The organism is Zobellella iuensis, from assembly GCF_016746085.1.
Taxonomy (GTDB): domain Bacteria; phylum Pseudomonadota; class Gammaproteobacteria; order Enterobacterales; family Aeromonadaceae; genus Oceanimonas; species Oceanimonas iuensis.
Window position 1 is genome coordinate 43,488 of sequence record NZ_JAERTZ010000015.1, and the last position, 20,921, is coordinate 64,408.

Annotated in this window: 16 protein-coding genes; 10 read left to right on the top strand and 6 right to left on the bottom strand. The window is 66.3% G+C overall.

The window, feature by feature from the left end; translation table 11 throughout:
* Positions 1-31 precede the first annotated feature (31 nt).
* Positions 32-937 (bottom strand): LysR family transcriptional regulator, encoded by a 906-nt coding sequence (locus JKV55_RS06465; protein WP_202083395.1) that lies wholly within the window; start codon positions 935-937, stop codon positions 32-34.
* A 106-nt stretch (positions 938-1,043) separates the two neighbouring features.
* On the opposite strand from JKV55_RS06465, the gene JKV55_RS06470 reads away from it, so the two are divergent.
* The 10 genes from JKV55_RS06470 (at position 1,044) to JKV55_RS06515 (ending at position 13,460) form a co-directional block, all read left to right on the top strand.
* Entirely contained in the window at positions 1,044-2,219 is a 1,176-nt protein-coding gene (locus JKV55_RS06470; protein ID WP_202083397.1) for an acyl-CoA dehydrogenase, read from the top strand.
* Positions 2,220-2,240: 21 nt separating this feature from the next.
* Positions 2,241-3,449 (top strand): CaiB/BaiF CoA transferase family protein, encoded by a 1,209-nt coding sequence (locus JKV55_RS06475; RefSeq protein ID WP_202083399.1) that lies wholly within the window; start codon positions 2,241-2,243, stop codon positions 3,447-3,449.
* Between the two features lie 60 nt (positions 3,450-3,509).
* Entirely contained in the window at positions 3,510-4,259 is a 750-nt protein-coding gene (locus JKV55_RS06480; protein ID WP_202083401.1) for an electron transfer flavoprotein subunit beta/FixA family protein, read from the top strand.
* Positions 4,259-5,188, top strand: coding sequence for an electron transfer flavoprotein subunit alpha/FixB family protein (locus tag JKV55_RS06485; protein WP_202083402.1), 930 nt, complete (start codon positions 4,259-4,261; stop codon positions 5,186-5,188). Before JKV55_RS06480 ends, JKV55_RS06485 begins: the two co-directional genes overlap by 1 nt.
* 23 nt (positions 5,189-5,211) lie before the next feature.
* Entirely contained in the window at positions 5,212-6,861 is a 1,650-nt protein-coding gene (locus JKV55_RS06490) for an electron transfer flavoprotein-ubiquinone oxidoreductase (protein WP_202083404.1), read from the top strand.
* Between the two features lie 180 nt (positions 6,862-7,041).
* A complete protein-coding gene (locus JKV55_RS06495; protein WP_202083406.1) occupies positions 7,042-7,704 on the top strand; it encodes a response regulator transcription factor in 663 nt (220 codons plus the stop codon).
* Positions 7,705-7,798: 94 nt separating this feature from the next.
* Positions 7,799-8,296: a putative pterin-binding protein gene (locus JKV55_RS06500; RefSeq protein ID WP_202083408.1), complete on the top strand. Its 498-nt coding sequence runs from the start codon at positions 7,799-7,801 to the stop codon at positions 8,294-8,296.
* Positions 8,297-10,525 carry a response regulator gene (locus JKV55_RS06505; protein ID WP_202083410.1) on the top strand — a complete coding sequence of 743 codons (2,229 nt, stop codon included), beginning with the start codon at positions 8,297-8,299 and terminating at the stop codon, positions 10,523-10,525.
* Between the two features lie 57 nt (positions 10,526-10,582).
* Entirely contained in the window at positions 10,583-11,770 is a 1,188-nt protein-coding gene (locus tag JKV55_RS06510; protein WP_202083412.1) for an EAL domain-containing response regulator, read from the top strand.
* Positions 11,771-11,906: 136 nt separating this feature from the next.
* On the top strand, positions 11,907-13,460 hold the full coding sequence (locus JKV55_RS06515) for a methyl-accepting chemotaxis protein (RefSeq protein ID WP_202083413.1): 1,554 nt from the start codon (positions 11,907-11,909) through the stop codon (positions 13,458-13,460).
* 54 nt (positions 13,461-13,514) lie between these two features.
* Here JKV55_RS06515 and JKV55_RS06520 read toward each other — a convergent pair whose 3' ends face one another.
* From JKV55_RS06520 to JKV55_RS06540, 5 genes are all read right to left on the bottom strand, one after another.
* Positions 13,515-14,855: a dicarboxylate/amino acid:cation symporter gene (locus tag JKV55_RS06520; RefSeq protein ID WP_202083414.1), complete on the bottom strand. Its 1,341-nt coding sequence runs from the start codon at positions 14,853-14,855 to the stop codon at positions 13,515-13,517.
* Between the two features lie 329 nt (positions 14,856-15,184).
* A complete protein-coding gene (locus tag JKV55_RS06525; RefSeq protein ID WP_202083416.1) occupies positions 15,185-16,594 on the bottom strand; it encodes a sigma-54-dependent transcriptional regulator in 1,410 nt (469 codons plus the stop codon).
* Positions 16,581-18,308 carry a transporter substrate-binding domain-containing protein gene (locus JKV55_RS06530; RefSeq protein WP_202083418.1) on the bottom strand — a complete coding sequence of 576 codons (1,728 nt, stop codon included), beginning with the start codon at positions 18,306-18,308 and terminating at the stop codon, positions 16,581-16,583. Before JKV55_RS06530 ends, JKV55_RS06525 begins: the two co-directional genes overlap by 14 nt.
* A 63-nt stretch (positions 18,309-18,371) precedes the next feature.
* Positions 18,372-19,736 carry a hypothetical protein gene (locus tag JKV55_RS06535; protein ID WP_202083420.1) on the bottom strand — a complete coding sequence of 455 codons (1,365 nt, stop codon included), beginning with the start codon at positions 19,734-19,736 and terminating at the stop codon, positions 18,372-18,374.
* Positions 19,737-19,870: 134 nt separating this feature from the next.
* Positions 19,871-20,884: a YbaY family lipoprotein gene (locus JKV55_RS06540; RefSeq protein ID WP_202083422.1), complete on the bottom strand. Its 1,014-nt coding sequence runs from the start codon at positions 20,882-20,884 to the stop codon at positions 19,871-19,873.
* Positions 20,885-20,921 lie beyond the last annotated feature (37 nt).

Sequence of the window (20,921 nt, forward strand, 5' to 3'; positions counted from 1 at the left end):
CCCATGACCGGTTATGGCCGTGTCGCCGCGGCTAATACCAGTCGCCGCTGTCCCGGATCTCGCCAATCAGCGCCAGCAGCAGTGCCCGCACCGCCCGGGCCGCCACGCTCAGGGGCTTGTGGCGGGCATGGGCCAGGTAGATGCGGCGTTCTATTTCCGGCTCGGTGATCGGCAGCGAGGGCAGGGGGCGGGGCGCGTCGGCCACCCGCCGGGACAGCACCGAGTAGCCGGCACCGGCCTCGACCAGGGCCTTGATCTGGTCCAGGGCGTCCATTTCCAGCACCACCCGCAACGGGCGGTGCAGCAGCAGGGCCGCGCTTTCCAGTTCTTCCCGCAGGCGGTGCGGGCGGCCCGGCAGGATCAGCGGCAGCGCCAGCAGTTCGGCCAGGGGCAGGCGGTCGCGCCCGGCGAAGCGGTCGTCGCCGGGCGGGAAGATCAGCCGCAGCCGCTCCCGGGCGACCTCCTCGGCGGCCAGGCCCGGGTGCCCCTCGCAGTCGAACAGCAGGCCGAGATCCAGCTTGTCGTCCTGCAGCCATTCCTGCATATGGCCCGAGAGCCCTTCGGTCAGCCGCAGCTGTACCTCGGGCAGCCGCTGGCGCACCTGCAGCGCCAGCGGCACGCTGAGCAGGGGGCCGAGCGAGGTGGGAATGCCGACCACCACGGGCCCGGAGGGGTTGGCCTCGATGCCGCGTACCTCGTCGCGCAGCCCGGCGGCCTCGGCCAGCAGCGCCTTGGCGCGCCGCACCAGGTGCCGGCCGCTGTCGGTGGGGCAGATGCCCCGCGCCGAGCGGACCAGCAGGGCGCAGCCGAACTCTTCCTCCAGCTCCCGCACATGCCGGCTCAGGGCCGGCTGGGCCACGTACAGCAGCTCCGCCGCCCGGGAGAAGGAGCCCGATTCCACTATGGTCACGAAATAACGCAGTTGCCTCAAATCCATGGCGAGCCAGATCAAATTGTTAACTCTCGTATACCAATTATATCTTTTTAGTCTGGCGATAAATGCGACAAGCTGGGCAGAACAGGGACAGACAAGGAGAACGGCAATGCGACCCATGACATGGGAAGACCCCTTTTTACTGGATGAACAGCTGACCGACGAGGAGCGGATGATCCGCGACGCGGCCCGGCACTACTGCGAGGAGCGGCTGGCGCCCCGGGTGATCGCCGGCTACGCCGAGGAAAGTTTCGATCCCGAGATCCTGCGGGAAATGGGCGAGATGGGCCTGCTCGGCGCCACCCTGCCGGTGGAATACGGCTGCGCCGGTGCCAGCCACGTGGCCTACGGCCTGGTGGCCCGGGAAGTGGAGCGGATCGACTCCGGCTACCGCTCCGCCATGAGCGTGCAGTCTTCCCTGGTGATGCACCCCATCTTCACCTTCGGCAGCGAGGAGCAGAAGCAGCGCTTCCTGCCCCGGCTGGCGAGCGGCGAACTCATCGGCTGCTTCGGGCTGACCGAGCCGGACGCGGGATCGGATCCGGGATCCATGCTGACCCGGGCCCGCCAGGTGGACGGCGGCTACCTGCTGAGCGGCCAGAAGATGTGGATCACCAACAGCCCCATCGCCGATCTGGCGATCGTCTGGGCCCGCTCCGACGCCCACGAGGGCAAAATCAAGGGCTTTATCGTGGAGCGCGGCACCAAGGGCTTCAGCGCGCCCACGATCAAGGGCAAGTTGTCGCTGCGGGCCTCGATCACCGGCGAGCTGGTGCTCGACGACGCCTTTGTGCCGGACGCCAACCTGCTGCCCGGGGCCAGCGGCCTGGGCGGGCCCTTCAGCTGCCTGAACAAGGCTCGCTACGGCATCGCCTGGGGAGTGATGGGCGCCGCCGAGTTCTGCTGGCAGGCGGCGCGCCGGTACACCCTGGACCGCAAGCAGTTCGGCCGGCCCCTGGCCGCGACCCAGCTGGTGCAGCTGAAGCTCGCCAACATGCAGACCGAGATCGCCCTGGGGCTGCAGGCCGCCCTGCGGGTGGGGCGCATGATGGACGAAAACAGCTGGTCGCCGGAGGTGGTGTCCCTGATCAAGCGCAACAACTGCGGCAAGGCGCTGGACATCGCCCGGGTGGCCCGGGACATGCACGGGGGCAACGGCATCTCGGAGGAGTTCCAGGTGATCCGCCACATGATCAACCTGGAAACGGTGAACACCTACGAGGGCACCCACGACATTCACGGCCTGATCCTGGGCCGGGCACAGACCGGACTGGCGGCGTTCTAGCGCCGGCGGCAAGGAGGCGTGATGAGCGCATTGCACGGACTCAAGGTACTGGATCTGAGCCGGGTGCTGGCGGGGCCCCTGGCCGGCCAGCTGCTGGCCGACCTGGGCGCCGAGGTGACCAAGGTGGAACGGCCGGGGGAGGGGGACGACACTCGTCGCTGGGGCCCGCCCTTTCTCGCCGACGAAGACGGCGCCGCCACCCCGGAGAGCGCCTACTACCTGAGCGCCAACCGGGGCAAGGCGTCGGTCACCATCGACCTCACCCGGCCCGAGGGCCAGGCGCTGGTGCGCCGGCTGGCGGCCGTCTCCGACGTGGTCATCGAAAACTTCAAGCGCGGCGGCCTGGCCCGCTACGGCCTGGACTACCCGGCCCTGAAGGCGCTCAACCCCCGGCTCGTCTACTGCTCCATCACCGGCTTCGGCCAGGACGGCCCCTACGCCGACCGGCCCGGCTACGACCTGCTGGTGCAGGGCATGAGCGGCCTGATGAGCATCACCGGCGAGGCGGACGGCGAGCCCATGAAGACGGGGGTGGCGATCACCGATCTGTGCACCGGCCTCTACGCCGCCCTGGCCATACTGGCGGCGCTGGCCCACCGGGAGCGCAGCGGCGAGGGCCAGCACATCGACCTGGCGCTGCTCGACGTGGCCACCTCCCTGCTGTCCTACCAGGCCAACAACTACCTGGTCGGGGGCAAAGTACCGGCGCGCATGGGCAACGCCCACCCGAGCATAGTGCCCTACCAGGTGTTCGCCACCGCCGACGGCCACCTGCTGCTGGCGGTGGGCAACGACGGCCAGTTCCGCGCCTTCTGCGAGGCGGCGGCCTGCCCCGGTCTGGCGAGCGACGAACGCTACGCCGGCAACCGGGGCCGGGTGGCGCACCGGGAGGAACTGCTCGCCCGGCTGGCGCCAGTGCTGCGCGGCCGGACCACGGCCGACTGGCTGCACCGGCTGGAGGCGGCGGGCGTGCCCTGCGGCCCCATCAACACCGTCGATCAGGTGTTCGCCGATCCCCAGCTCCGCCACCGGGGCATGGTGCTGGAGCTGGACCACCCCCTCGCCCCGGGCCTGCGGCTGCTGGGCAACCCCATCCGCCTGTCCGCCACCCCGCTGGCCTGCCGGCGCGCGCCGCCCCTGCTCGGGGCCGACACCGACCGGGTGCTGGCGGAGCGGCTCGGCCTGGACGAGGCCGAAATCCGCCGCCTGCGGGCGGAGGCGGTGATTTGAGGCATGGCGCGGGCCGGCATGGCCGGCCGCTGTTTTTGGGATTGAAACCGAGGTATTGCGATGAAAGTACTGGTAACCGTTAAACGGGTCGTCGATTACAACGTCAGGATCCGGGTCAGGCCCGATCACTCGGGCGTGGAGCTGGCCAACGTCAAGATGGGCATGAACCCCTTCTGCGAGATCGCGGTGGAAGAGGCGGTGCGGCTCAAGGAGCAGGGCCTGGCCCGGGAAGTGGTGGTGGTATCGGTGGGCCCGGCCCAGGCCCAGGAGCAGCTGCGCGCGGCCCTGGCGCTGGGCGCCGACCGGGCCCTGCTGGTGGAGACCGACGCCGAGCTCGGCGGCCTCGCCCTGGCCCGGCTGCTCAAGGCGGTGGTCGACCGCGAGAAGCCCGATCTGGTGCTGCTGGGCAAGCAGGCCATCGATTCCGACAACAACCAGACCGGCCAGATGCTCGCCGCCCTGGCCGGCCTGCCCCAGGGCACCTTCGCCTCGGCCCTGGCCTTCGCCGACGGCAAGGTGCGGGTGACCCGGGAGGTGGACGGCGGCCTGCAGACCCTGGAGCTGGCCCTGCCGGCGGTGATCACCACCGACCTGCGGCTCAACCAGCCGCGCTACGCCTCCCTGCCCAACATCATGAAGGCCAGGAGCAAGCCCCTGGCGGTGCTCGCCGCCGCCGGGCTCGGCGTCGAGCCGGCATCCGGCCTGACCACCCTCAGGGTGGAGCCGCCGGCGCCGCGCCGGGCCGGAGTCCGGGTGGGCAGCGTGGCCGAGCTGGTCGACAAACTCAAACACGAAGCAAAGGTGATCTGATGGCTATTCTGGTTATTGCCGAACACAACCACCGCCGGCTGGGCGAGGCGACCCTCAACACCCTGGCGGCCGCTCGCCAACTGGGCGACGACATTCAGGTGCTGGTGGCCGGGGCCGACTGCCGGGAGGCGGCCGAGGCCGCCGCCGGGATCCCGGGCGTGACCCGGGTGCTGCTGGCGGACGCGCCCTGGCACCGGCATCCGCTGCCCGAAAACCTGGCGCCGCTCGTCGCCGGGCTGGCCGGGGACTATTCCCACCTGCTGGCGCCGGCCAGTGCAAACGGCAAGAACCTGATGCCGCGGGTGGCGGCGCTGCTGGGGGTGGATCCCGTGTCCGACATCACCGCCGTGCTCGACGCCGAAACCTATCAAAGGCCCATCTATGCGGGCAACGCCATCGCCACGGTGCGTTCGGGCGCCGCCGTCAAGGTGATCACGGTGCGCGCCTCGGCCTTCGAGCCGGTGGCGGCAGAGGGGGGCTCCGCCCCCATCACGGCCATCGACAGCCCCGCCGATAGCGGCCTGTCGCGGGTGGTCGGCGAGGCGCTGAACCGGTCCGAACGGCCGGAGCTGGGCGCGGCCCGGGTGGTGGTGGCGGGCGGGCGCGGCCTGCAGAGCCGCGACAGTTTCGACCTGCTGTATCGCCTGGCCGACCAGCTGGGGGCCGCGGTCGGCGCCTCCCGCGCGGCGGTGGACGCGGGCATGGTGGCCAACGATCTGCAGGTGGGCCAGACCGGCAAGATAGTGGCGCCCCGGCTGTATATCGCCGTGGGCATTTCCGGTGCCATCCAGCACCTGGCGGGCATGAAGGACTCGGGCGTGATCGTCGCCATCAACAAGGACGAGGAGGCGCCCATCTTCCAGGTGGCGGACTACGGCCTGGTGGGGGATCTGTTCGAGGTCTTGCCCGAGCTGGAACGGCTGCTGTAAGGGGGCGGGTCAGGGAGAGCGGTATGAAACGGGAGTTTATGGAATTCGATGTGGTCGTGGTGGGGGCCGGGCCGGCGGGGCTGGCGGCGGCCTGCCGGCTGGCGCTGGACGCCAGGGCCGAGGGCCGCGGCATCAGCGTCTGCGTGGTGGAGAAGGGGGCCGAGGTGGGCGCCCATATCCTGTCGGGGGCGGTATTCAACAGCCGGGCGCTGGACGAGCTGTTCCCGGACTGGCGCGAGCGGGGGGCGCCGCTGCATACCCGGGTGGCGGAAGACGAGCTCTACCTGCTGCGCGACGCGCACCGGGCGCGGCGGCTGCCCGCCGCCCTGGTGCCGGAGTCCCTGCACAACGGCGGGCATTATATCGTCAGCCTGGGCAACCTCTGCCGCTGGCTGGCGGAGCAGGCCCAGGCGCTGGGGGTGGAAGTCTACCCCGGCTTTGCCGCCGCCGAGGTGCTCTACCGGGAGGACGGCGCCGTGGCCGGCATCGTCACCGGCGACATGGGCCGGGGCCGGGACGGCGAGCCCGGGCCCGGCTTTATGCCGGGCATGGAGCTGCGCGCCCGCTATACCCTGTTCGCCGAGGGCTGTCGGGGCCATCTGGGCAAGCAGCTGATCGCCCGCTTCGGCCTGGACCGGGGCCGGGATCCCCAGCACTACGGCCTGGGGCTGAAGGAGCTGTGGGAGCTGGATCCGGCCAAATACCGGCCCGGCCGGGTGATCCACGGCGCGGGCTGGCCGCTCGGCGGCGAGGCCGGCGGCGGCTTCTTCCTCTACCACGGCGAGGGCGGGCAGGCGGTGGTGGGCCTGATCGTCGACCTCGACTATCGCAATCCCTGGCTGAGTCCCTTCGAGGAATTCCAGCGGCTCAAGACCCACCCGCTGCTGGCGGCTCAACTGGAGGGCGGCCGGCGGGTGGCCTACGGCGCCCGGGCCATCGCCAAGGGCGGCTTCAATGCACTGGTGCAGATGACGATGCCGGGGGCCCTGCTGATCGGCTGCGACGCGGGCACCCTGGACGTGGCCCGCATCAAGGGCAGCCATACGGCGATGAAGTCGGGCCTGCTGGCGGCGGAAGCGGTGGGGCGGGCGCTGGCGGAAGGTGACGAGGGCGGCCGGGAGCTGGTCGACTTCGAACGCCGTTACCGGGACTCCTGGTTGTTCGACGAGCTGTACCGGGGCCGCAACGCCGGTCCGGCGCTGCGCCGGCTGGGGCCCTGGGCGGGCGGGGCCTTCAACTGGGCGGAGCAGACGCTGTTCGGCGGCCGCTTGCCCTTTACCCTGCACTGCCGCCGGGGCGACGCCGAGGGGCTGCAGCCGGCCGCCGCCAGCCGCAAAATCGACTATCCCAGACCGGACGGGGTGCTGTCCTTCGACAGGCTGTCGTCCGTCCACCTGGCCAACGTCGGTCACCGGGAGGATCAGCCCTGCCACCTGCGACTGGCGGATCCCGCCCTGCCGGTGCGCGACAACCTGCCCCGGTACGCCGAGCCGGCCCAGCGCTACTGCCCCGCCGGCGTCTATGAAATCGTCGCCGGGCCCGCTGGCGAGCGGCTGCAGATCAACGGCCAGAACTGCCTGCACTGCAAGAGCTGCGATATCAAGGATCCGGCCGGCAACATCAGCTGGACGGCGCCGGAAGGGGGCGGTGGCCCCCGCTATCCCAATATGTAGGAAGCATGGAGGATGCGGCAAGAGTGTTGCCTTATTTTGCTGTTCTTTTGGATAGAATTCCCTTAGCTTCTGTTTTTATTGGATATATGGTGCTCCGCACCCGGTGTGTCGGCGATTAACAACAGTGGTGGTCATGTGCAAGAAGCTCGCTCGAACCAGGGAACAGTCAGGATCGCCATCGTGGAGGATGATGCCGATCAGCTCGATTACCTGCGCTTGTGCCTGGGCGCGGACTATCTGTGCAGCGGTTACCGGGATGCCTCCGCCTTTATCCGCTCGCTGGCCCAGTCGGTACCGGACGTGCTGCTGCTGGACTGGAACCTGCCTGATATCAGCGGTATCGATCTGCTGAGGCAGTTGCGGCGCCAGGGCCACCAGGTACTGGCCATGGTGATCACGGCCAGGAACGACGAAACCAGCCTGGTGTCGGCCTTCGAGGCCGGGGCCAATGACTTTATCGCCAAGCCGGTGCGTCCCGGTGAACTGAAGGCCAGGGTGCAGGCCCTGGCCCGGCGGGTGGTGCCGCCGGCAACCTCGGATCATTACCGGGTGGGGGCCTACCGAGTGGATTTGCAGGCCCGCAGCCTCTTTATCAACGACGAGGCCATCCGCCTGACCAACCGGGAGTTCGATCTGGCCGTGCTCCTGCTGCAGCGCATCGGTGAATTGCTGCATAGGGACGTGTTGCTGCGTTCGGTATGGGGGCTGGACGAGAGCATCGGCACCCGTACCCTGGACACTCATGTCTCCCGCCTGCGCAAGAAACTGGGCCTGAACGGCGACTTCGGCTTCCAGCTGCGCTCCGTTTATCAACTGGGCTATCGCCTGGAGCAACAGGGCTGAACAGGACGCCGGGCCAGGACACATTTGTTGACATTTTTTTTTCGGACTTGCTTATATAATCACGGCTCCATCCTGTTTTTACGGAGCCGTCCCCATGCTGAAAACCCTTGCCGCCGGCCTGATGCTGCTGGTTTCCTCTATTCCCGCCCTGGCCCTGGAGCCGGCCCGGGGGCCGGTGTTGCTCAGGGTCTCCGGCGCCATTACCGACACCAATACCACTGACGGTACCGCCGAATTCGATCGCACCATGCTGCTGGCGCTGTCCCAGCGCGATACCCTCACCAAGACGCCCTGGTACGACGAAGCGTCGACCTTCTCCGGCCCTCTGGTACGGGCGCTGCTGGAGGCGGTGGGGGCAGAAGGCAGCACCCTGCGGGTGATCGCCCTGAACGACTATCAGGCCGAGGTGCCGGTGCGGGATGTTCACGATTACGAGGTCATACTGGCGATGAGCCGCGATGGCAAGACCCTGAGCGTGCGGGAGCACGGCCCCCTGTTTATCATCTATCCCTTCGATGAGCACCCGGCCTTGATGAACGAAAATATCCTGTCCCGCTCGGTGTGGCAGATCAAAGAGATCGTCGTCGAATAAATGCGCACCCTGCCCCTGCGAATCAAAGTTTCCGCCCTGGCGGCGCTGATCTGTTTCGTCACCGTCATGGTGATCGGCGGCGTGCTGGTGTGGAACCAGAACCAGTTCAAGTCCCGCTTGATCGAGGACGGCGTCTGGGCGGCCTATCAGCTGGATCGGGAACTCGCCAAGTTCAAGCTGGCGTTGACCGATCGGGAGAACCTGCCCGCCGACGATCTGGTGCTGCAATTCGACATCCTCTACAGCCGAATTGCTCTCTTCAGGCAGGGGCAGGTGGCGCGGTTGATGGAGCGGGTCGATGGTGGCCAGGCGCTGGCGGCCGGGATCACTGCGGCCATAGAGGCGATCGATCAGGACTTCCTGCAGTGGCAGGATTCGGGCTTCGAGGAAGACGAAGCCCTGATCGGGCGCATACAGCAGCGCCTGGGCCAGGTACAGAAAGACAGCGAGATGCTGCTGCTCAAGGCCAACCGCTTTGTCTACCAGCTGAAAAGCGGGGAATACGAGACCAGCATCCGGCTGTATGGCTATATCTTCGCCCTACTGCTGTTTATGAGCCTGTCCATCGTGATGGTGTTGCGCAACCTGTTCAAGGAGCACCGACTCAGCAGCGAGAAACGGGATGCGCTGGAGCGGCTGACCGGCCAACTGAGTGTGGCGGTCGAACAGGCCAACTCGGCCAACAAGGCAAAGTCCGAATTCCTGGCCACCATGAGCCATGAAATCCGGACCCCGATGAACGCCATCATCGGCCTGTCGAGCCTACTGCTCGAACAGCCGCTGGATGAGCGCAGCCGTCACTATGGATCCACCATCAAAAGCAGCGGCGAATTGCTGCTGCATCTGATCAACGACATCCTCGATTACTCCAAGGTGGAGGCGGGCAAACTGGTGATCAACCCGAGTCCGGTATCCCTGCGTGCCGAGGTGGCCGGTCTGGCCGCCCTGTTCGACGCCCGGGACAATGCGGAGCGGGTCGACTTTATCTACGACGTTGAGAACGGAGTGCCGGACAGCTTGCTGTTCGATGTCGATCGGGTCCGCCAGGTATTGATCAATCTGCTCTCCAATGCGTTCAAGTTCACCGAGACAGGGCGGGTTACCCTGCGGATCGAAAGTTCCTCCGCCGGCTTGCTGCGCTTTTCGGTCTATGACACCGGTTGCGGCATTGCGCACGGCCAGCAGCAACGGCTGTTCCACCCCTTTATGCAGGCCGATTCATCCTCTTCGCGCCGGCATGGTGGCACCGGCCTGGGGCTGGCCATCTGCAAGCGGCTGGTGGAGTCGATGGGCGGGGAGATCGGCTTGTTCAGCGAACCCCGCCTGGGCAGCCATTTCTGGTTCGAGTTGCCGTTGGCGGTGGCTCCGGACGGCGTAGTGGCGCGGGCGGCGAGTACGGAGGAACCGGCGGCGCCACCGGCCAGGGTGCTGCTGGTGGAGGACAATCCGGTCAACCAGGAAGTGGCCAAAGCCATTCTCGGCAAGCAGGGGCACCAGGTCACGGTGGCCGATGGCGGCGAACAGGCCCTTGCCCTGTGCCGGCAACGGCATTTTGACCTGGTACTGATGGACATGCAGATGCCCGGCATGGACGGTCTGGAAACCACACGCCGGTTGCGCCTTCAGCTCGGCGGTCAGCCGTTGCCGATCATCGCCATCACCGCCAACGTCATGGCCGGGGAACGGGAGCGCTGCCTGGCGGCGGGAATGGACGACTATCTGAGCAAGCCGGTCAATCCCCAGGTATTGAACCGCACGCTGGCTCGCCATCTCACCGCGGTGCCGTCAGACAGGCTCCCCGCAGAGGAGGCGGTGCCTTCCGCGTCCTGGCCGACGCCGGCAAGGCCGAATGTGCCGGGCATGGCGCCCTTGCTGGACGGCGACATGCTGCAGAGTTTGTCCGGGGAGCTGGGAGAAGAAAGTGCCCATGCGCTTATCGCCATGTTCTTCGAGCGGCTGGAGGAACGCCGGCAACTGCTGACCCGGGCCGCCGGGGAGGAGGACTTCCCTCTGTTGTCCCGCGAGCTGCACTCGCTGAAAGGCGCCGCCGGTACCCTGGGACTGAGCGGGATCAGTCGGCTGGCGCAGCGTTACGAGGAGGAACTCGGCCACCGGCAGGCGTTTTCTCTGGAACGGCTGCTTGAGGAGCTGGATGAGCTTTTGCTGCAAACGGAAAAGTCGCTGGCGCTGTGGTTTGACGGCACGGCGGAACGCGCCGGAAACGGCTGAGCGCCGGCCGCACCTGGCCAGGCTCGTCTTTATTATCAAGTCATACAGGTTTTCCCTATGGCACTGAATATCGTAGTGATCGACGACGACGTTGAAATCAGAACCCTGACCCGGATGTTGCTGGAGAAAAAGGGGCACAGGGTCGAGCTGTTCCCGTCGCTGGGCGAGGCCAGCCTGCACCTGGCGAGCGAAAAGGTGGAACTGGTGATCCTGGATCTCAATTTAGGCCGGCGGGACGGGCTGGAGGTGCTGCAATACCTGCACCGCATCAAGCTGACCGCGCCCGTACTGATCATCAGCAGCTGCGATGTCCGCACCGCCAACAGCGTGATCACCGTGGGGCAGGCCAGTGACCTCAACATGATCGGCTTTCTGCCCAAGCCGCTCAAGCTGACGGATCTGACCACCCTGGTGGCGCAACTGGATCGGGTTTCCAACCCGGTCAGCAACGACTCCCTCAATTCGGCACTCGAGAATGATCACTTTTTCCTGATGTACCAGCCGAAGATCGACCTGTCTTCCGCCACCCCGGTCTCGGTGGAAGCCCTGCTGCGCTGGAAAGATCCGGATCTGGGCATCATCCCGCCGGACAAGTTCATCCGCTTTGCCGAGATGAACGGTCACATCGCCCCCATCACCTGGCGGGTGATGGAAATGGCGATGTCGCAGCTGGCCCGCTGGCAGTCGACGGGCATCAGGGTAACCATGGCGATCAACATGTCGGCGGTGCTGTTTTCCCGCACCGATGTGTGCGACATCACCAGCCGGCTGCTGGCCGAGCACCAACTCGATCCCAGCCTGCTGACCCTGGAGCTGACGGAAACGGCCGAGGTGGGTAACCTGATGCTGGGGCTGGAAACCATGACCCGGCTGCGGATCATGGGGGTGGATCTTTCGCTCGACGATTTTGGCACCGGCCACGCGTCCTTCACCCAGCTTTACCAGATCCCTTTCAGTGAACTCAAGGTCGACCGCATGTTCGTCGGCAAGATGCACCAGGATCCCAATGCCTACGCCATCGTCAGGAACATCATCAGCCTGGGGCAGTCGCTCGGCATGAGGGTGGTGGCTGAGGGGATAGAAACCGAGCAGCACCAGCAGATGCTGCTCGAGATGGGCTGCAACCTGGGCCAGGGCTACTTTATCGGCAAGCCGATGACGGCCGAAGACTTCGAAACCTGGTTTGCCAAACGTTGCTCCCCGCACGAGGTGGTGCCCTTTCGCCCGGAAAAGCGCTTGGGCTGACACGGACACGGACATGGGCCCGCCTGAGGCGGTGTCCGGATATGGATAGCCGCTGTTGAGGTGAGTGATGCCGCTCAACGGCGAAGAGGGTGCCGCTATCTCACCCGAACAGATGGTTTTGACCCAGGACAATACGATGCGACTGAATTTCCCCATAAGCTCCCGCGAGCGCCTGTTCCCCGAGCATGAACGCCTGATTTCCGTTACCGATACGCAGGGTAGCATAGTGGCGTGCAACGATGCCTTTGTGGCGGCCAGTGGCTTCAGCCGCGATGAGTTGCTAGGTAAACCTCATAATATCGTGCGCCACCCGGATATGCCGGCCCAGGCCTTCCGGGTGATGTGGGACCACCTGAGGGCGGGAGTCCCCTGGATGGGCATGGTGAAGAACCGCTGCAAGAACGGTGACTATTACTGGGTGGATGCTTATGTTTCTCCCATTACCGAGCAGGGCAGGGTGGTCGGGTATGAATCGGTGCGCTCCAGCCCTTGCCGGGAAGACGTTCTTCGTGCCGAGCGGCTCTATGCCCGGCTGGCCAAAGGGCCGCTGTCTCGCCGGGCCAATGTGCTTGGCCACCCCTGGCTGGTGTTGGCCGTGGGGCTGGCGCTGGCGGCGGGCCTGTTCCTGAGCGGCAAGCCGCCGGCCGCCCTGGCAGTGCTGATCCTGTCGTTGACGGTCTTCGGGGGCTGGGTGAGCTACCGGCACCACCAGGCCATGCAGGGGTTGGACGAGTTGCTGGGCGATGCCTTTCGCCATGAACTGACCGTTCGCACCCATAGTCGGGAGCAGGGCATGCTGGGCCGGCTGAAAGTCGGCATCCGCAGCGAAAAGGCCCGCCTCAACACCATCATCACCCGTATCGAGGATGCCGCGAAACAGGTGGCGGGGCGCTCCCAAGCCGGGTTGTCGTTGTCGCAGCAGGCGCGTGAAAGTATGAAATGCCTGCGACAGGAAACCGAGCAGGTAGCGACGGCCATGCACGAGATGACCGCGACCATCAAGGATGTTGCTTCCCATGTGCAGGAAACGGCAGTTCAGGCCGATAATGCCAACCAGCTGGCCACTCAGGGGAGGGCGGTGGCCGGGGTTACCCGGGAGGCGATTGCCGAACTCAAGCAGATAGTGGACGAGATCGGCGGCTCGGTGCGGCAGTTGTCGGAACAGAGCACGCAAATTGCGCGGGTGGCGCAGATGATCGAGGTTATTTCCGAGCAGACCAACCTGCTGGCGCTGAATGCCGCCATCGAAGCCGCCCGGGCCGGCGAACAGGGAAGAGGCTTTGCCGTGGTGGCGGACGAGGTTCGTCAACTGGCGAGCCGTACCCGGGATTCCACCGGCGAGATCCACCAGGTAGTGGCGGCGCTGGCGCAGCGGGCCGGTGCATCCGTGCAAGTGGCTGAGCGGGGTAAAACCAGTGCCGAAGCGGGGCTGGCTCGAGTGGTGGAAACCGAAGAGATGTTGGCCGGTATCTCTTCCTCGGTCGGACACATTGCCGACATGTCGATGCAGATGGCTGCCGCCGTGGAGCAACAAGCCCATGTGGCGGAAGACATCAACCGCCAGGTGGTCAGCATTTCCACTCTGACCGATTCAAGCCTGGCGCAGGCGGGGCAAGCCGCAACCAGCATCAAGGGGCTGAGATCGGTGGCCGACGAACTCTACGAGCTGGTCGTGCGTCTCAAGCATTGATGCCCATAAATAAAACCGGCGCCCTAGGGCGCCGGTGTTGTGCGGGGAGCTCTGTCAGGCCTTGCTGGCCGAGGCTTCGCTGGCGGTGTCGCCGTCGCGACGGGGGAAGCGGATTTGTTCTTCCTTCTCGCCGGAATGGGGGTCGTTGAAGCGGGCCAGGTCCATGGCGCCTTCGCTCTTGCCCACGATGCAGGTCACCACAGAGTCGCCGGTGATATTGACCGCGGTGCGGAGCATGTCGAGCAGGCGGTCGACCCCGATGATGAGGGCGATGCCTTCCACCGGCAGGCCGACCTGGTTCAGCACCATGGCCAGCATGATCAGGCCCACGCCGGGTACGCCGGCGGTGCCGACGGAAGCCAGGGTGGCGGTCAGGATCACCATCAGGTAGTCGCCGAAGCTCAGGTCGATGTTGAAGGCCTGGGCGATAAAGGCGGTGGCCACCCCCTGCATGATGGCGGTGCCGTCCATGTTGATGGTGGCGCCCAGCGGTACGGTGAAGGAAGCAACCCGGTTTTCCACGCCCATGCGGCGGGTGGTGGTTTCCATGGTCACCGGTATGGTGGCGTTGGACGAGGCGGTGGAAAAGGCGAACATGATGGCGTCTTCCATCTTCTTCAGGAAGGTGAGCGGGCTCAGGCCGGTAAAGGTCTTGAGCATCAGGCCGTAGGTCACCAGGGCGTGCAGCAGCAGGGTACCGGCCACCACCAGGAAGTATTCGCCCAGGTTGACGATGGCATCCAGCCCCAGGGTGGTGAACAGCTGGGCCATCAGGCAGAACACGCCGTAGGGGGCGATGTTCATCAGCAGGGTCACCAGCTTCATGATCACTTCGCTCACGTCGCCGAAGAAGGCGGCGATGCGCTCGCCCGGCTTGCCCGCCAGGCTGACGGCGATGCCGAACAGCACCGCGAACACGATGATCTGCAGGGTGTTGCCCTGGGCCATGGAGTTGATGGGGTTGGTGGGGAACATGCCGATGAACACCTCACCCAGGGACGGGGCTTCCCGGGCGGCGAAGGTGCTGGCGGTGGTCAGATCCACGCCCTGGCCGGGCTGGAACAGGGTGCCCATCAGCAGCGCCAGGGTGATGGCGATGGCGGTGGTGGCCAGGTAGAAGCCCAGGGTTTTGCCGCCCAGGCGGCCCAGGGTGGACAGATCCTTCAGCGAGCTGGTGCCGCACACCAGGGACACGAAGATCAGGGGCACCACCAGCATGCTCAGGCTGGCGATAAAGATTTTGCCGCCCACATGGAGCAGGCCGTTGATCAGGTAGTCGTGCACCAGGGCAACATCCGCCAGCAGGGTGCGGAAGATAAAGCCGGCCAGTATGCCCAGGCCCATGCCCAGCAGGACGCGGCTGGTGAGGGACAGTCTTTTCTTGTCGGTTGTCATCAGGTGGATTCTCCATATCCGATGTGGAAGAGCAGAACGGCATCGGCGTCGATGCCCGAACTGGGGCCGCCATCACCGGAAAACCGGGGGCGGGCGGTCAGTACCGCATACCCAGGTATTAGCAAGTAGAATGCCAAGTTTTATTTTTCTGTTTAACTGACTGTTACTAAAGGATTAAATCGTTGAAGGCTGGCGCTGGCAAGGGGAGGGAAGGGGTATAACCAGGGTTATGCCTCGCCAGGGTATTTTTATTAAATTCTTTTTTATCAATAGGATAATGCTTATCCCCTGGTTATAGCCTTAACCCTGGTTATAGGGGTTTGGGAGGGTCAGTCCTCCCCGGTGTTTTTCTTCAGCCGTTTGCTCAGGGCCGGCTGGGAGATGCCGAGCAGGCGGGCGGCCAAAGACTGGTTGCCCTGGGCCCGGCGCATGGCCTCGGCCACCAGCAGTTCTCCGGCCTGCTGCAGGGTGGGCAGGGTGTCGAGCTGGCCGAACAGGGGTTGCTCCGGCTCGTCCTGCTGTGCCGGGCCCTCCTGCCCCAGGGCCTGGCGGAATACCTCCATCGATAGCATATGACTGCGGTGCCGGCTCATGGCGTCGAACACCAGGGCGCGCAGCTCGCGCACATTGCCGGGAAACTCGTAGTTGGCGAGCAGCACCGGCAACTCCCTGGGCAGGGTCGGCACCGCCTTGCCCAGCTCTTCGGCCGCCTCGGCCAGGAAGTGGGCCAGCAGCAGGGGCAGATCGCCCTTGCGCCGGCGCAGGGGCGGTATCTCCACCTGGTGGATGCGCAGCCGGTAGTAGAGATCCTTGCGAAAGCCGCCGTCCTGCTGCTTCCTGGCCAGATCCTGATGGGTCGCCACCACGATGCGGGCCCGCAGCCGCTTGGGCCTGTCGCTGCCGAGCGGGTAGTACTCGCCTTCCTGCAGCAGGCGCAGCAGCTTGACCTGGGAGGCCTGGCTGAGATCGCCGATCTCGTCCAGGAACAGGGTGCCGCCGGCGGCCTGCTCTATCATGCCGGCCCGGGCCCGGTCGGCGCCGGTAAAGGCGCCGCGGTGGTGGCCGAACAGGGTGTCGGCGAAGACGTTGTCGTCCAGCCCGGCCACGTTGACGCTGACCATGGGCCCCTCGGCACCACCGAGGCGGTGGATGGCCCGGGCGATCAGTTCCTTGCCGACCCCGCTCTCGCCGCAGATCAGCACCGGCTGGCGACTGGCGGCGATGGCCTCCAGGTACTGGAACACGGATCTCATGCTCTTGTCCTGGGTGACGATATCGGCGAACACCTCGGGCTTTTCCAGGGTGTCGGTGAGGAAGCGGCGGCGCATCTCCTGGTTTTCCTGGCGCATCTCCTGGGTCTGGATGGCGCGGCGGATGCCGCCGATCAGCCGGTCTTCCTCCATGGTCTTGACGAAGTAGTCGTAGGCGCCGAGGCGGATGCAGTTCACCGCCGTTTCCAGCTGGTTCAGGCCGCTGATGATGATGGCACCGATGTCGGGATGCTCCTCCTTGATGCGCGCCAGCAGTTCCTCGCCGGACAGGTGCGGCATGGTCAGGTCGAGCAGCACCAGGCCGATGGGCTCCCGGGTGATGGTGGCCATCACCTCGCGGCTGTCGGTGCAGCGGTAGAGGTGGTTGATGCCCTGGCGCTCCAGGGCGATGCTCAGGCTGCGCAGGAAGGGGGCTTCGTCGTCCACCAGCAGCACCCCGAAGCTGGGATAGCGGTTATTGGTGATCACTCTGGTTTCCTTTGAGGGCGGGCAGGGTGAGGGTGGCGGTGGTGCCCTGGCCGGGGGTGGAGTCGTATTCCAGCCGGCCGCCGTGCTCCTGCACTATGCCGGTGGACACGGCCAGGCCCAGGCCGATGCCGCCCTGTTCGCGTTTGGTGGTGAAAAAGGGATCCCGCAGCCGGGACAGGTGTTCCGGCGCTATGCCCCGGCCCTGGTCCTGGACTTCCAGGCACAGCTCCTGGCTGCCGGACTGGTAGCGGGTGCTCACCCGGATGCCCTGTTCCGGGCCGGTGAGCGCCTGGCAGGCGTTGACGATCAGGTTGATCACCACCTGCTCGATGCGCTGGCCGTTGCCGCGAAACGGCGGCAGCCCCTCGCCGTAGCTGACCTCGAAGCGCTGGCTGGCCTTGCGGATGCTGGTGTCGACCAGGCGGATGGCGGTGGCCACCACGGCGTTGAGATCCACCGTTTCGTTGAGCTCGCCCGGTCCCTGGCGGGCGAAGTCGCGCAGGTCGTCGACGATGCGGCGGATGCGGTCGGCGCTGGTGAGCATGTCCTCCAGCATGGCCGGGATCTCGTCGCGCATGCGGCTGTAGGGCAGGCCGCCCAGGTAGAAATCGCCGTGTTCGTGGTAGTGCGCTTCCAGGATCTCCTCCGCATCCTGGTAGGCCTCCTTCAGCACCGGCAGGTTGAGCAGTAGCAGGCCGCTGGGGTTGTTGATCTCGTGGGCCACCCCCGACACCAGTATGCCGAGGGAGGCCATCTTGTCGGCCTGCAGCAACTGCTGCTGCTGGCGCTCCATCTCCCGGCTGCGGCGGTCCACTTCCCGGCGCAGGGTCCGGTTCCAGATCATGATGGCGGCCAGCCCCAGCAGCAGCAGCAGGGAAACCAGGGCGGCGGCCTGGCCTATTTTCTGCCAGGGCAGGCCCGGGCTTTCCAACGGGCCCAGCCACTTGTCGTACAGGGCCTGCTGGCGGCCGGTGTTCTTGAGGATGGCCAGCCCCTCGCTGAAGCGGGCCAGCAGCGCCTCGTTGCCTTTGGTCACCATGTAGCCGTAGCGGTGGGGCGGGAAGGGGTGGCCCACCGGCGCCAGGTTGGACAGTTCCAGCTCCCGGCCGAGATAGAGGCCGGGCAGGTTGGCCACCAGGGCGAAGTCGTGCCGGCCGGACGCCAGCAGCCGCAGGGCATCGGAGTGGGTGTCGACCGGCACGGCCAGGGCCTCGGGGGCCAGCCGGCTGAGTTGCTCGTGCATGATGCTGTCCCGTTGCACTATCACCTCCCGCCCGGCCAGATCGGTCAGGCTGACATTGGCCGCCTCGCCCTTGCGGGCGAACAGGGAGTGGTTGATCAGCGCATGGGGCGGGGAAAAGGCGAACCAGCGGGCCCGCTCCGGGGAGAAGACGGCGCCCTGCAGCACGTCCAGCTCGCCGTCGAGCAGGCGCCGGCGCACCTGCTGCCAGTGGCCGAGCTCTATCTCCACCTGCATGCCCATTACCTCGGCGATGGCCAGGGTCAGCTCGGTGTTGTAACCGTCGGGCTCCCCCTGCTCGTTGATAAACTCGTAGGGCGGGTAGTTGAGATCGCCCCCCACCCGGATCACCCCACCCTGGGCGGCGGCCGGCCCGGCCAGGCCCAGCCAGAGCAGGGCCGCCCACAGCACGGCCAGCCGGCCAGGCCGGGTACCGCGTGTCCGCTTGCCGTGTTCAGGACCCCTCTCGTTCATGCCGTCCGCCCGCTGCCGCAAAGGCGCCAGTATACCATCACTCGGGCGGGCGTACGCGGACGCTCAACCGCCGCCCTGGCCCGGCTGGGGGATTTCTTCCACTTCCACTATTTTCGAGCGGCTCATCACCACTTTCCAGCGCTGGATCACCGGCGGCAGTTGCCCCTGCACCTCGCGGGTGACCAGGTTTATGAGGTAGCGTTTTTCCACCGGCTGGCGGCTGACCTGGTTGTCCTTGAGCTGGTAGACGTGGTGGGAGCCCTTTTCCATCAGCCGGGCCAGCAGGGCCAGGTCGAGCTGCAGCACTTCCCGGGTCTGCTCGTAGCCGCTGAGGAAGCGGGTCGGCAGCATGCGCGAGTGGCTGCCGTAGTGCATGATCACTTCCTCCCGCTGACTGACGTTGGCCCGGCGGGCGTCCTTGATGGCGGCGTCCAGCCGGGAAGGCGACTGGTAGTCGAACCATTCCAGTTGGCGGCCGACCAGCTGGTTGCCATGCACGTCGAAGTACTGCCGCCGCCACTTGGGCCGGCCCTTGCGCAGCCAGCGCCACAGGGTGGCGCGCAGATCCTCCTTGAAGATCTCCCGCAGGGCGTAGAGCAGGGCCAGGGCGAAGATCACCATCAGCGAGATGCCGCCCAGGGTTTCGCGCACCTCGAAGGCGGCGAGCGACACCGAGGTCATCACCACGGCGGTGACCCCGGCCTTGAGCAGTTTCTGCTCGCCGCCGCCCAGCTCCCGGGTTTTTTCCTTGAGCGTCACCGGATATTCGATCAGCCGTCGCAACAGCCGCATCTTGTTGGACAGGCGCGACAGCGCCTCGCTGCCGTGGGGAGAATTGTACTGCAGGGTGTCCCGGTGCCGCCGCTCGGCGCCGCAGGCGTCCAGCAGCCGGGGTTTGAGCAGCTTGTAGTCGTCGTTGCGGGGCAGGTGGGCCACCAGCGACAGCAGCCGCTGCTCGGTGAACCAGGACAGGTAGTTGTCGATATTGGCGTAGTACTTGAGCAGGGTCTCGTCCGCCGGCACGTTGCGCCGCAGCCGCCGGAGTATGTCTTCGGCCAGGGCGATGACCTCTTCCACCTCTTCCCGACCGGCCGCCTCCTTGCCGTTGCGCAGTTCGTGGCAGGACTGCTCCAGCCCCACCACGTACTGGTAGGCATAGAGGCTGAGGCTGAGCCGGTACTGCTCGGTGCCGAGCTTGCCCCGGCGGGCCAGGCGGCTGTGCACCAGGGGCAGGTGCTGGCGGTCGCTGAAGTAGGTGCGCTTGACGTGGATGGCGTTATGGTAAAACTCCTCCTCCGGCACCACATGGCTGTTGAGCCCCAGCTCGCCGGGGATAAAGAGGTAGAGATCCAGCCGGTGCTCGGTGGCCTCCCGCAGGATGCGGGAAATCTTCAGGGAAAAGCCGTCTTTGCGCTCAAGGGTGATCACGGGCCGGGGACCGCCAACAAAAAATGAGTAATGACAGTATCTTAACTGATTTTAGCGGGAGCTGCCCGGGGCAGCGGAAAGGGAGGTGACGGCAATGGGCCCCGCCGGGGCCCATGCTTCCGGTGACGGAGCCTTCAGTTAAGCTTGCTGCCGCAGCCGCGATAATCCTGGCCGTCCAGGGTGACCACGACCCGGTAGGAGAACGCCTCGCCGCTCATATCGTCCTGGCAGTCTTCCTGGCGGACGCTGACCTCGAGCCGGTGATCGGCGCTGGCCGCCCGGTAGCCGGCGTCGTCCGGCAGGGCTTCGGGGTTGGGCAGCAGCAGCTGGTTGGCGCCGTAGTTGTAGTTGAAGCGGATCTGCCGGCCGGCGCTCACCTCCAGCACCCAGCCGGGCTCGTTGCCGGTGGCCCTCAGGGTCACGCCGCGCAGGCGGGCGTCTTCCCGCAGGCCGGCGGCCCTGTCTTCCACGCATTCGCCGTAGCTCTGTTCGCCCACTTCCAGCAGGGCGCTGTTGCCCTTGCTCCACACCTGGGCCTGCTCGTTTTCGAAGCGGGCGCCGCTGGCGGAGATCACCTGGGGCAGCTCCTGGTAGGGCAGCCCGAAGCTGTCCGGCAGCCAGAGGCCGAGCCGGCCGTCATGGTACTGGGCCACGAACTCGAAGGGCTCGCCGTCTTGCGGGGTGCAGCGGTACACCAGGGTGGAGGGGCCGGCCGGCGCCGCCTCGACCTGCTCCAGCCGGATCTCGATATGGTCGTCGGGCTGGCCCTGGGTCAGCACGCCGTGGTGCTCGGTGGTGGTCCACAGCAGGGTGCCCTGTTCGTCGCGGATCTCGCCGCGCACCGCGTAACGGTGGCGCTGGTCGATGGCCGCGGCATCGTATTCCAGGCTGAAGGGCAGCGGTACCTGCCGGCCTTCGGTGGCGAAGTTCAGCTCCGCCAGGGTCTCGGCGGGGGCGTCGGCCAGGCTGACGTCTTCCAGGCGCACGCTGGCCCGGGCGTCGTCCGGCAGGGCGATGCGCGGCAGATAGACGAGGTTGCCGGAGAGGGTGGCCGTGCCGGCCTGTTCATTGGCGGCCTGCTCTTCCGAGCAGCCGGCCAGGGTAAAGGCAAACAGCAGCGCCAGGGGCGCCAGGCGTAAGGTGTGCATATGATGTTCCCGTGTTGAAAAAAGGACGCTCCTGCCG

Excerpts from the sequence above, each read along its gene's own strand:
- JKV55_RS06465 (WP_202083395.1), bottom strand. The coding sequence starts at position 937 with ATGGATTTGAGGCAACTGCGTTATTTCGTGACCATAGTGGAATCGGGC.
- JKV55_RS06470 (WP_202083397.1), top strand. The coding sequence starts at position 1,044 with ATGCGACCCATGACATGGGAAGACCCCTTTTTACTGGATGAACAGCTG.
- JKV55_RS06475 (WP_202083399.1), top strand. The coding sequence starts at position 2,241 with ATGAGCGCATTGCACGGACTCAAGGTACTGGATCTGAGCCGGGTGCTG.
- JKV55_RS06480 (WP_202083401.1), top strand. The coding sequence starts at position 3,510 with ATGAAAGTACTGGTAACCGTTAAACGGGTCGTCGATTACAACGTCAGG.
- JKV55_RS06485 (WP_202083402.1), top strand. The coding sequence starts at position 4,259 with ATGGCTATTCTGGTTATTGCCGAACACAACCACCGCCGGCTGGGCGAG.
- JKV55_RS06490 (WP_202083404.1), top strand. The coding sequence starts at position 5,212 with ATGAAACGGGAGTTTATGGAATTCGATGTGGTCGTGGTGGGGGCCGGG.
- JKV55_RS06500 (WP_202083408.1), top strand. The coding sequence starts at position 7,799 with ATGCTGAAAACCCTTGCCGCCGGCCTGATGCTGCTGGTTTCCTCTATT.
- JKV55_RS06505 (WP_202083410.1), top strand. The coding sequence starts at position 8,297 with ATGCGCACCCTGCCCCTGCGAATCAAAGTTTCCGCCCTGGCGGCGCTG.
- JKV55_RS06510 (WP_202083412.1), top strand. The coding sequence starts at position 10,583 with ATGGCACTGAATATCGTAGTGATCGACGACGACGTTGAAATCAGAACC.
- JKV55_RS06515 (WP_202083413.1), top strand. The coding sequence starts at position 11,907 with ATGCGACTGAATTTCCCCATAAGCTCCCGCGAGCGCCTGTTCCCCGAG.
- JKV55_RS06520 (WP_202083414.1), bottom strand. The coding sequence starts at position 14,855 with ATGACAACCGACAAGAAAAGACTGTCCCTCACCAGCCGCGTCCTGCTG.
- JKV55_RS06530 (WP_202083418.1), bottom strand. The coding sequence starts at position 18,308 with ATGAACGAGAGGGGTCCTGAACACGGCAAGCGGACACGCGGTACCCGG.
- JKV55_RS06540 (WP_202083422.1), bottom strand. The coding sequence starts at position 20,884 with ATGCACACCTTACGCCTGGCGCCCCTGGCGCTGCTGTTTGCCTTTACC.